This window comes from Microcoleus sp. S28C3 (assembly GCF_036700785.1).
In the GTDB taxonomy this organism is placed as follows: domain Bacteria; phylum Cyanobacteriota; class Cyanobacteriia; order Cyanobacteriales; family Microcoleaceae; genus Microcoleus; species Microcoleus asticus.
On the sequence record NZ_JAUBPO010000008.1, the window covers coordinates 59,595 to 71,108 of the forward strand.

At 48.4% G+C, this 11,514-nt stretch carries 10 protein-coding genes; 8 read left to right on the forward strand and 2 right to left on the reverse strand.

What is annotated here, in order from left to right; translation table 11 throughout:
• Positions 1-418: 418 nt before the first annotated feature.
• Both QUA13_RS04400 and QUA13_RS04405 read right to left on the reverse strand, forming a co-directional pair.
• Positions 419-1,336, reverse strand: a complete 918-nt coding sequence (locus QUA13_RS04400) for a sulfotransferase domain-containing protein (RefSeq protein WP_333196928.1) — start codon at positions 1,334-1,336, stop codon at positions 419-421.
• A complete protein-coding gene (locus QUA13_RS04405) occupies positions 1,269-1,790 on the reverse strand; it encodes a hypothetical protein (RefSeq protein WP_333196930.1) in 522 nt (173 codons plus the stop codon). Before QUA13_RS04405 ends, QUA13_RS04400 begins: the two co-directional genes overlap by 68 nt.
• Between QUA13_RS04405 and hpsA the strand changes: the two genes are divergently transcribed.
• The 8 genes from hpsA (at position 1,768) to QUA13_RS04445 (ending at position 11,512) form a co-directional block, all read left to right on the forward strand.
• Positions 1,768-6,921, forward strand: coding sequence for a hormogonium polysaccharide biosynthesis protein HpsA (hpsA, locus tag QUA13_RS04410; RefSeq protein ID WP_333196933.1), 5,154 nt, complete (start codon positions 1,768-1,770; stop codon positions 6,919-6,921). The two genes, QUA13_RS04405 and hpsA, sit on opposite strands and share 23 nt — an antisense overlap.
• A gap of 40 nt (positions 6,922-6,961) precedes the next feature.
• Complete coding sequence (locus QUA13_RS04415; protein ID WP_333196934.1) at positions 6,962-7,576, forward strand: prepilin-type N-terminal cleavage/methylation domain-containing protein; 615 nt, start codon at positions 6,962-6,964, stop codon at positions 7,574-7,576.
• A 64-nt stretch (positions 7,577-7,640) separates the two neighbouring features.
• A complete protein-coding gene (hpsC, locus tag QUA13_RS04420) occupies positions 7,641-8,690 on the forward strand; it encodes a hormogonium polysaccharide secretion pseudopilin HpsC (RefSeq protein WP_333196936.1) in 1,050 nt (349 codons plus the stop codon).
• Between the two features lie 57 nt (positions 8,691-8,747).
• The gene (locus tag QUA13_RS04425; RefSeq protein WP_333196939.1) at positions 8,748-9,356 is read left to right on the forward strand and encodes a GspH/FimT family pseudopilin; all 609 of its coding nucleotides are present in this window, start codon (positions 8,748-8,750) and stop codon (positions 9,354-9,356) included.
• A 114-nt stretch (positions 9,357-9,470) separates the two neighbouring features.
• Entirely contained in the window at positions 9,471-10,109 is a 639-nt protein-coding gene (locus QUA13_RS04430) for a Uma2 family endonuclease (protein WP_333196941.1), read from the forward strand.
• The gene (locus QUA13_RS04435) at positions 10,088-10,327 is read left to right on the forward strand and encodes a hypothetical protein (protein ID WP_333196943.1); all 240 of its coding nucleotides are present in this window, start codon (positions 10,088-10,090) and stop codon (positions 10,325-10,327) included. Before QUA13_RS04430 ends, QUA13_RS04435 begins: the two co-directional genes overlap by 22 nt.
• 191 nt (positions 10,328-10,518) lie before the next feature.
• Positions 10,519-11,139 (forward strand): prepilin-type N-terminal cleavage/methylation domain-containing protein, encoded by a 621-nt coding sequence (locus tag QUA13_RS04440; RefSeq protein WP_333196945.1) that lies wholly within the window; start codon positions 10,519-10,521, stop codon positions 11,137-11,139.
• Complete coding sequence (locus QUA13_RS04445) at positions 11,114-11,512, forward strand: hypothetical protein (protein WP_333196946.1); 399 nt, start codon at positions 11,114-11,116, stop codon at positions 11,510-11,512. Before QUA13_RS04440 ends, QUA13_RS04445 begins: the two co-directional genes overlap by 26 nt.
• Positions 11,513-11,514 lie beyond the last annotated feature (2 nt).

Sequence of the window (11,514 nt, forward strand, 5' to 3'; positions counted from 1 at the left end):
TCGCTTGTGCTCGATTGGTTGTTGGGAAAAGAATTAGAAAAAACAAAACCGCAGGTGTTAATCTGCGGTTCGCCCGGATGTTCACAGTGAATTGCAAATTCACTCCGGGCGAACTTGGCTGTACCAAAAATAAAAATAGCTGTTGGCTGTGAACATAGGTGAAGTGCTGCGATTTGTGGATTAAACACAATACTATTGGACAAGCTATCACAGGGAGAGTGGGATGTCAAGCATTGTTTGCAAAATGTAATTGCTGTTTCCTCCGGGGGCGGACACGGCAATGCCGTTTCCCTACAGATATCGCGGGCTTCGCCATTACTCCGGGGGCGGACACGGCAATGCCGTTTCCCTACGGATATTGGGGGCTTCGGCATTACTCTGGGGGCGGACACGGCAATGCCGTTTCCCTACTGTGATGTTAGTCCCAGCCGAAGTCTCGATCGCACAATTCGGCCAGTCTTTGGTTGTGCGATCGAAAATATGCTCTCAATTGCTCGTATACTGTCTCGCTGATGGGCGGATATTGGGTGGCGTTGTATTTTTCGTAGGTTTGTAGTTGGTGCGGCGGCAATTCTAGAAATTCTAAGACGCTGTTGTATGTGCCGAAAGTATTGGTATACAAGTCTTCGCTTTTGAGGATTAAAAGTTGTGATTTGGGAAAAAGTTTCATCCAGGCTGGAAGTTGGTCGGCGTAAATGCCGCGGGTTAGATAACTGTGGTGTTGGTGTTCGTAACTGTAGTAGTTTGGGTTGGCTGTGAGTTTTTCTATTTCGCCTTTGAGTCTTTCGGGTTCGGAGGCGATCGCACTTTCTAATGATAGGGATTCGTAGCCTATTTTGATATAGTAATAATAGTGGGAAATGGCGCGTTCTACTGGGTTTCTCAGCAGGGCGATTATTTTAACTTTCGGGCATAAATCGTGGATTCGTTGCGGAACTTGGGGGTGACAGATGTAGTAGGGGCTGGCTTCTCCGGTTAGTAGATTTTCGCCTGTTTGGGGCTGGGGAAATTGGGTATAGTACCAGTCTGGGCTTTTGTCGAAGTTGAAGTCGAAGTAATGGATTTCTTTTTGGGCGGCGGGGGCGATTTGGGGATGTTGGATTAAGTAATTGTACAGAGAGGTTGTGCCGCCTTTTTGGGCGCCGATAATGATGAAGTCGGGGGGTTTGGGAGTTTGTTTCATGGGTGGGGGTGATAGGTTGATATTTTGCACTTGTACTGACAGTGCGCCGGGGGGTAAAATGGAAATTCGATCGCACTTTGACGCATTACGGAAATTCGATCGCACTTTGACGCATCGCGGAAATTCGATCGCCCAAATTAGATTCGATCGCACCGATACGCCTGACGACTATTCGATCGCCCACTCTACATTCTAGGTTCCGGCGATTGAATTCGCTAGCAACGCCAGCACAGCAACAAAGTCGGCAAGGCAAGGGCTGGGAAATACATATATTGCGATCGCAGTTTTTGGGCGATCGCACAGATTCTCGATCTGGACACTGACAATCGGATTGAAATAAGCTAGGGTGTAGTTCCCCAGACCAAAATCTTTGCAGGGCAAATCTTTCGCTGAAAAATATATTATCGGCGGTGATTTTGGTTGCGGGTTTGTGGGTTTTATTTTTCAGCCAAGGTACAGTTTTAAATTTGTGCAAGAGGCTGATATGCAAGTTGCGGAAAATGGGAACAATATAAAGATGGGATTGTACTGTCAAGCAGTAACTACCTGCAATACCATCTCTGAAATTATTCAGGAAGGCGTCAATGTTTAAGAGCAAATTATCCAAAGTTATCGTATCGCTGCTGCGGCGGATTGCTGGTGTTACCAGATCCGGGGCGAAGCGGCTGATGAGAGCAATGCTGCAAGCGCTGATGGCTATGGGCCGCAGGGCGAGACTGCCGATGGCGGGGTTTGTGCTGCCGACGGTGACGATGGTGTTGCTGGTAGTGATTTTGTTGACTGTGGCGATTACCCTGCGATCGTTCGATCGGGCTAATACTGCTCGCAACGTGCGCGTGAACCAGCAGGTGCTGGCGGCCGCGACTCCCGCGCTCGATCGGGCGAAAGCGAAAATTCAGTTTTTGCTGTACGAAGACCCGCAAAGACCTACAGCAACCCCATCCGATGCCGAATTGTACGCGAGAATAGCCAACCCGGTCGCTACTCCCGGAACTCCCGATGTTTATAGCTTTGGGGACGAGGAACGGCTGATAGTCAAAGCAGACCTCAATAGCGACAACACGGCCGATGCTACTAATCCTACAAACTCTCCTATTGGCCCGGCACCGGCCGAGCTAGAAAATGAAGCTATAAACACTGCTTGGAGATATGCCGTCGATACAAATAATGATAGCAAATTTGACACTTTTACCCTGTACGGAATCTACTTCCGCACTCCGAAGCGTAGTAGCGCAGGCAATAACGTAGGCGACTTCACAAGGGCGAGAAAACCGTTGGACGCTAGAACGCCACCGATGTCGGTAAAAGGCCTCAATCCTAACTGCGTACAGGGTGGAGGTACTGTCGCTAGTCTGGTAGGCGACTCTGGCTGGTACAAAATAGACGGCAAACTTAAAAAAAGTTTCTTTGTTTACACGGTTAATGTACCGATTACATCGACAGATATAACAGCGAACGGCTTAGACCCCACCAAATATCAACCGTTCACAGGAACTACCAGCATATCGGCTCTCGAATACCAGCAAGACCAAAGCCGAATTCCCCTCGCCAACAATGCGGTTGTATATGAAGACGACTTGGATATATCGCCCGGACCTAATTTGAATTTAAACGGGCGCATATTCACAAATAGTAATTTGTTGGTGACAGGCTTAAATAATCCAAATACCGTACAACTATATCAAGTCAGTAGCCAAGATTCTTGTTTCTATGAACAAGAAAACAGCAAAATTGTTGTTGGAGGTAATGTAGTTAATGGCTGGTCTGGCAGCAACTTATCGAGAAATGCAGTGGGCGTGCATCTTTTCAAAAAGTTCGCATCAAATAGAAACGCAGAGATGCTGAGCGCAGCCAAAAAAATTCAAAACACAAATCCGACTGCTGAATCCGCCAACAATAATAGCTTGCAGGTACTTTACAACAACCAAGCCTATGCCGCTCGCCTCGCTTTGCTAGTGGCAGCACAGATGGGAGAACCCTTACCCGCCACCGGCTTACCCGATCCGAACGTCCAGCCTACCGACCCATTTTCAGTCCAGCGGAAACCAGACACCCAAACCCGGGAACAAGCGCTGCAAGAATATTTTAAACAGATGCTCCGCAAGGTTCCATTTGCAGAAGTAGGACCTACAGCACCTATACAGAACCCAACGGGCAACTATGGTCTTCCTTGGAATCCAACGCCACCAAACACGTCGCCCCTTACAGGAACCCAGGACACTCTGAGACCTGTAGACAACACATGGATGCTCCCGGATGCTGCTGCAACGGGTATCCAACTCAGAGCAAATCAGCTAGAAACAACAGTACCAGAAGCAGATGGCACACCGCCACCTGAAGAAACTTTTCTGGGCGATCGCGTAGTCGCGGGCAACAACCTACCAGCCCTCAGATGGGATGGCAGCAAATTTATCAGTACGCCTGAAACCATCCCAGGCAGCAAGTGGAATTCTGCAGCCACTGCTGCACCCGATCGTACCCACGAACCCCAGGTGGTAAAGCTGGCAGACGTAGGAGCCACAGAACGCAGCGGTTTCTGGGAAGGAGCAGCAGCCGAAACACCTAAGAATCCCCTGGATGGCGTTGGCGGTCTTCGGGTGATCACCAGCGCAGGGGTTTACGAGCGCAGAAATTCTTTCCTGCCACCCCCCACTTGGATAAATCCCTCAAATGGTACGTTATTGGGAAATGTCGCAACTGATGCTTATGACGACCCCACTACTGCTGATGCTGAGCAGTACCCGGTTGTGTGGCCCGATACAATGCCAATGTCACCGCTGGGGCTAGGGTCTCAAGTTTATGACAATGATGCTAACGCTTGGGTTAACCTGCCCGCAACAGCCCCAGCCGCAGCAGCCGCTATCCCCCCAGGAGGACTACCGCCCACGGGGCTTCCGGAAGCAGCACTTCCTACAATCGACCGGATTACTAAAAAGTATGCAAAGGGCGATTTACGGATGCGGGCGACAGCCGTTTATCACTACGCACAAAACGGCGGCTACGATCCCACCGTACCAACGAGCCTTGATAACGTTAAGCCATTTGCCTGCGTCAGCAGCTATTACGACCCCAGCACTGCTTCCACAGCCAGAAATTTATCTACACTTCCTGCTGGAACTGATGTAAGTGGCGACACCGCATTAGGGACTCCCGGAGATCAAGTTGGTTCTAACAACGGGGTGGTGTATGGCCCACCGACCGATCGGACAGGAGAGGCACAAACAACTCCCGGTGCAGACGGCTTGTTAGGCGGCAGCGCCCCAAATGAATTACAAAGGCAAGCCAATTACGTTTTTCCTGACGGTAGGTTTGCCAACGAACCGTTGAGAAAAGCACTGATGAAAGCACCGGGCGAGCGTAGGCTGGCTGACCGAGCAGCGATTGACTCCACACAGTGTGCCTTGGATATTTTAGCCGCTCCCAACACAGTTAGTGCTATTTTTCCTCACGGAGCTATCAAAGAAGTAGCATTTTTAAATGCTAGAGAAATTAAGGCGATCGATCGTGATGATTGGACTACCCCCAACGTTAACGAAACCTTTACGCTTAGCAGTCCCCTAGTAGTTAATGGAACAGCACAACCGGCAAAACTAACAGGTAATTACAACCAACCCTTAGAAGAAAGGCAACCTTTAGAAATTCGGGCTACTCAGCTAGACATCAATGTATTGCGGAGCAACGCAATTGCGGGAGAACCTTTACTGCCATACAGCGGGATTATCTATGCCAGCCGAGATGACGCGCAGCCCGATCGAAGCGCCCGCATACGCGGTGCAGCAGGCATAGATGAAGGGAGGAGCGCCACAGAAAGCCCTACTGACCCCTTACTCGACCCAACTCGCAAGCCTAACGGAATTCTCCTTGTTAACGGTGCCCAGCTAGCCAGAATTCCAGCCCTCCCTCCCACTGTGGCAAACGTCGTTAGGGAAAAAGGGCTGACTTTGGCATCTAATTTGCCAGTTTATATTAAAGGAGATTTCAACCTTCACACTCAAAGAGAGTTTGGCGGTGATGTTACCCAGCCTTTTGATTTCACTACGTTCTACAATCGCGCAGCAGCAGACCTCAATAAAAACTTTGCTTGTCGTCCAAACGACCCTAGACTAAATGGTAATTGTACAACGGGCGACGATTGGCGTCCCGCAAACGTACTGGCAGATGCCATCACCCTGCTTTCACAAAATTACCGTTTTGGCTTCCGCAATGAGGGAGATTTCGACCTCAGAAACAATGCGGGTGCTGCGGCTGTATTGCCCCGCAGACAGCAAGGCTTTTTCAACAACAACTTTGTTACGAACGGACTCACCAGCGGGGCATTCTCACCTACTGGTGCCAGACCTGCGACCGCGGCAAACATTCTTCTAGACGCCAACTACGCGAGGAATAATAACGCTCTGAACAGTTCTTACTTCAACAACTTCGTCACGCCTGTCCAGCGACGGGGGAGTGGGAATGCCCCAGCGAATTTCCCGGAGTATTTAATGGAAGTTTGCACAAAACTGCCGGTTTCTGCGTGTACTGATAACGACTGGTTCGTCGATCCGCAAAATAACATCCGTGCAAATGTGGGTGTGCCATCTGCCAGTTGGCTAGCCGGAACAACTGCTCGTCCCCCAGCGGCTCAATATCAACGCTTTCCCCGCCGAGTTGCTTTTCAAAGAAACCGCCCTACAGATGCCAATCTGGTGCTAGATGCAAACAACAATCCAACGCCTTTAGGAATTAGTGGCGGAAATGTTGTACCTGGCCAAGGCGATCGAGTACCTAATTCTTTGTGGTTTGCGACGGCGACAGCAGCGGGCGGTAATACCGTAAATTACGGTGGAGGCGCTTTCCTCCATGTATTCAATCGGATGAGAGTAGATGGCAGCGGTGCAGAGCTACCAGTTTTAGCAGCAGCATCCTCACCCTGGGCAAATGGTGCGCCACCATCGCCTTATAATGGTTCGCAGCCCCTGCTCCTGCCAGTCTTGCAAATTCAATTTGTGGCGCCAGAACCAGATTCTACCAACACTACAACAACAATACCTAAAGGTGGCCAAGGACAGATTGTTGTGAAGAAAACGGGGTGGATCCCCAGGGGTATAGCCACAACATTCAATATGATTTTGGCAGCGAATGACACTCCTTCACGAACACTGACCCCGAGCATCGGTGACTTTAACGGTGGTTTGCAAAACTTGCCTCGGTTCTTGGAAAACTACTGGATATCTGATACTCTTCCTCCCACCGCCACCGACATCCAGGGTGCTTTTATCCAGTTTAACCGCAGTGCCTACAGCACCGCGCCCTATACTCCGATTCTAGACCTGGGATCTCCGCAACAGACAAATGCAAATACTCGCTTGCAGAGTCTTTTCGATAATCGGGTACCCCCGGCAGCTCCGGTGCCACCCGGACCTGCCCGAGCTGTTGTCACTTATAAGGAGCAACCTCCAGACCCTTTATACAGAACTGATAACGCTACCGTTAGCGTTCCAGGTGCTTTCGGAGGTCGCCTTCCCTTCTTTAACCCTCCGACTCGGAACTGGGGTTATGACGTGGGCCTGCTATCTCAGCCACCTGACTTGTTTACCCAAAAGTTCACGACTCCTCCCTCAAGGCCGAGTCCAGACGAGTATTTCCGCGAAGTAAGTCGCGATGACGATTGGGTAAAAGCTTTGATGTGTTCTAAGTTGGCGGCAAACCCCACAACCGCCAACGCCACTTCTAGTCGTCCCTCAAACTGCCTTCCTTAATCCTCTAACTTTCCGCCGCGCAATTACTGGAGTCCTATTTATGACTAAGCAACAACAACAGCAAAATTTATCCCAGTCACGAGATGGTGGCTACACAATTATCGAGTCATTGGTAGCGATGATTGTAGTTTCGGTGCTGATGATTGCGATCGCCCCGGTGATGGCCTTCTCAGTAGCAACTCGCGTACAAGCGCGGCGGATGGAACTGGCCACGCAGGCGGCGAGGGCTTACATCGACGCTCTGAGGACGGGGGCGATCAAATCTACAGATACAGGGTTTCCTGCCGCAGATGCTGCTAATCCTCCTGCGGCTCCTACATCCCTTAACGCTTTGTACTGCGTTAACTCGGATGAAATAGCAGGTTGTACTACCCAAAAAGACTTTCTTATTCAGGGTGTTCGTCCCCCAAATGCAGGAACAACTATTCCTACAGACACTGGCTACGCTTTGACTGTTCGCGTTTACCGGGCCGATGCTTCTTCGGGCTCGATGAAAATTGAACAGCAATCAGTCGCTAATTCGGCTCTTGGGAATCCTCAAGCACCTTTGGTGGTAATGAAAACGGAGATTCCCCCTACTACAGAGGGAGGTACGTCTGCATATCGATCGTTGTGCGCGCGTACGCGTACCACTACTACCACTGGCTGTCAGTAATAATCAAAGTCCGCGTTGTTAGATTTAAAATTGCTCCCTCCATTTGACAAAGGAAACAGTCAAAATGAAAACTTTACTCAGGTTGCTTCTCAAAAGTCAGCACCAGCGAAAACGCTCCGAGCCAGCTCAAACCGAAAAGGGCATGACTCTGGTCGAGCTATTAGTCGGAGCAATTATGGCGTTTTTAATCATTACACCGATGCTCGGTTTTGTAGTGGATATGCTAAATACCGACAGGAGGGAACAAGTCAAGTCAAATACCGAGCAAGACCTTCAGGCGGCCGTTGATTTCATCGCCCAAGATTTGAGTCAAGCTATTTATATTTACGATAATAAAGCTATTAATGTAGGAACTGCGACTAATCCTGCTATCAGAAATCAACTTCCCGAAAATGGAAATCCTAATAGAATTCCGATCCTCGTGTTTTGGAAGCGGCAACAGATTAAAAATTCTGTTCCTATTAACCCGACTGTTACTGCAAAACCAAACACCTGCGATGCTAACCCTGGTCAATGCAACGACACATATGTACTTTCATTAGTTGCGTACTACCAGTTTAAAGACAACGACGTTACTTGGTGTCAGCCTTTAGGAGGCACTTGTCCTACTCGCATTGCCCGCTATGAAATTAGAGATGGAGTAAAAAACCCGTCAACTTTGGCTTACTACCCTGTCGCTGAGACAACAACGGGTCAAAGAAAAGATCCAGCTTTTAACGAAAAGTTCGACCCCAGCAAGCCAACACAAAATGTGACAGAGGTTGGGGAACTGCTAAATACCCAATCGACAGCAACAAAGCCGGAAGTTCTGGTGAACTACATCGACAACAGTACAGTTAACGTTCCAGCTCCACCAGACTGTAAAACTACTCTTGGCGTCATAGACCCACCAGCACCAGCACCAGCATTAACTCAAACAGATTTATTAACAGCCGACAGATCAACCAACAGCTTCTACGCTTGTGTAGATACATCTAAAAACATAGCCAGAGTGACTATCAGAGGAAATAGCCTCCGCCGCCTTCAAGCCGATGCGAATTATGATGCCAACAAATCGGCATATTTCCCAACAGCAACCGTGCAAGTACAAGGTATCGGTGCGGTAGGAAAATAACTGATGCCTGCAACACAATTCCAATCGGCGCCAGCCGATAAACAATAGGAGAATACCATGAAAACCCCACCTATATTATTAAAACTTTTGCATAACTCCGCTGCCAAGCCCAGCCCTAATTTCAACAAAACTGCATCCAGAAAGGGCGATGGAGGATTCACGCTTTTAGAAGTGCTCGTGATAGCGTTAATAGTAGGTATATTAAGCTCGATCGCCGCTCCAAGCTGGCTGGCATTCATCAACAGGCAAAGAGTTCGCACTGTGAACGATCGAGTTTTCCAATCATTACGAACTGCACAAAGCGAAGCAAAGCGAACTAAGCGGGATGTCAGAGTTACATTTTATACCTCATCTTCTACCCCATCTGTCGATCCGCCAAGAGTTGAGATCGATACCAATCCAGCAGAACCCGATCTGTTAAAAAAAGAGATACGAAAAGAGACTTTCAGCAGCGGAGGCGAAATTAAACCCGGCACTATTACACTTTCAACTAATGCACCCTCAATCACTTTTGACTACCAGGGTAATCCGTCCACAACTCCGTTTGTGGTCACAGTTGCTCCAGCTAATGCTCCTAACAGCTCTGCCAGACAGTGCGCGAGGGTAGAAACTCTCATAGGAGGAATGAGAACTGCTGAAGGAAATGATTGCCCAACGCTACCCTAGTTTTCAATAAATTGAATCTTAATCTCTAACAGCAATTCCGCATAAATGAAGAATTGCTAAAATATATTAACTTAAATTATTTTATATTTCAAATCCTATTAAAACAGTCAAAAAATGCAGCTAGAACTAAAACAAATAATCATCCAGCCAGGAAATCAACTATTACTCAAAGACATAACCTGGCCGATGTTTGAAACCCTACTAACAGAATTGGGAGAAAGTCGCGCATCCCGACTTTCATACAGCAAGGGAACATTAGAAATCATGGTTCCCCTACCCGAACACCAAGTTGGCAAAGAAAATATTGGCGACTTAGTGAAAATTCTCCTTGAAGAATTAGACATCGAATTTTTACCTCTGGGTTCCACGACGTTCAAAAATCAAAAAATGGCTCAAGGAGTAGAACCAGACGCCTGTTTCTACATCCAAAACGAAGCCGCAGTCAGAGGCAAAAACCGCATCGACTTAGAAACAGACCCACCTCCCGATTTAGCCATAGAAATCGACCTCACCTCCCGGACTCAGTTCAATAACTACGAAGCCTTAGGAGTTCCCGAATTGTGGCGCTACAACGGCCGCAACCTGGAAATCAGCGTATTGCAAGATGGAAAATACATACAGTACGATCGCAGTCTCCAGTTTCCCAACTTCCCCATCACCGAGCTCATCCCCCAGTATTTGCAGCAAAGCAAAACAGCCGGCAGAAACGTCGCCATGAAAGCCTTTCGATCTTGGGTAAAAGCGCAAATTTAGCTATCGGGCGATCGACTCTCATCCACACCGGGCGATCGAATCAATACCCGCGATTTATCCGATGGGGCGATCGACTCTCATCCACACCATGCGATCGAATCAATACCCGCGAATTATCCGATCGGGCAATTTATTCGATCGGGCAATTTATCCGATCGGGCGAGCGACAAATTTGCTGTAGTGATATCGTTTCCGGTTGCACCAGCGACATGATATAGAGGACACGGCAGTGCCGTTTCCCTACCGCGATTTCCTGACTGCCGTTTCCTTACCCGCATTGAAATTGGTATAAATTATCAGTAAATACCGATCTACACACTCCCCAAACCCAAAAGTTAAAATATAGCCAATAAAAAATAGCTCCTCCTAGCTGTTTTTTTGCCAGCTAAATATCAGGGAGTGCATCTACGTGTCCATAAATAAAACGCTCAAAGGCAGAGCCACTACACCTGCCGCAGGTTTTACCATGATAGAGCTATTGATAATTATTTTAATCATAGGAATATTTAGTGCGATCGTCGCCCCCTCTTGGCTAATGTTCATCAACAACCAGCGTTTAAAGGTATCGCTCGATCGAGCTTATTCGGCAATGGAACTTGCCCACAGCAACGCCAAACGCGACAAAATTTCATGGCAAGCCAGCTTCAAACAAGTAGGAGAAAATGTACAAATAGCAGTTCACCCAGCCGACATTCCCCCAGGCCAAGTACCAGCCAGTCAATGGAAAAACCTAGAACCGCAAATTCAAATAGATCCAGAAGAAACAACAGTGCTCCAAGTAAATGAAAACAACGAGCAAAAAGAAAACGGCACAATCCGGCGAGTCATGTTCAACCACCGAGGTTGCCCCGTATCTCGAAGCGACCACGACTGCACGCTAACGAGTATCAGAGCCAAAGGAACCCTAACACTATCTCATCCCAACTTAAAAAACAGCCAGCGCTGCATCATCATCTCCACTCTCCTAGGACATAAGCGCACCTCCCACAGACAATCAAAACCCAATGAAAACAAAAGATATTGTTACTGACAGGGTGATGGCGTGCCGCCCCGCAAGCTACGATGATTTTGGAGTAGGGAAACGGCACTGCCGTCTCCTCAATAGCCGTGTTGTCGATGCTTATATGCGATCGCGCCCGATCGATTATTTTGGGGTAGGGAAACGGCACTGCCGTGTCCTCCATAGCCGTGTTGTCGATGCTTATATGCGATCGCGCCCGATCGATTATTTTGGGGTAGGGAAACGGCAAGGCCGTGTCCTCAATATCCTTGTTGTTGATGGTTATATGCGATCGCGCCCTATCGATTATTTTGGAGTAGGGAAACGGCACTGCCGTGTCCTCAATAGCCGTGTTGTCGATGCTTATATGCGATGTCAATTCATGACGCAGCATACGATATAATC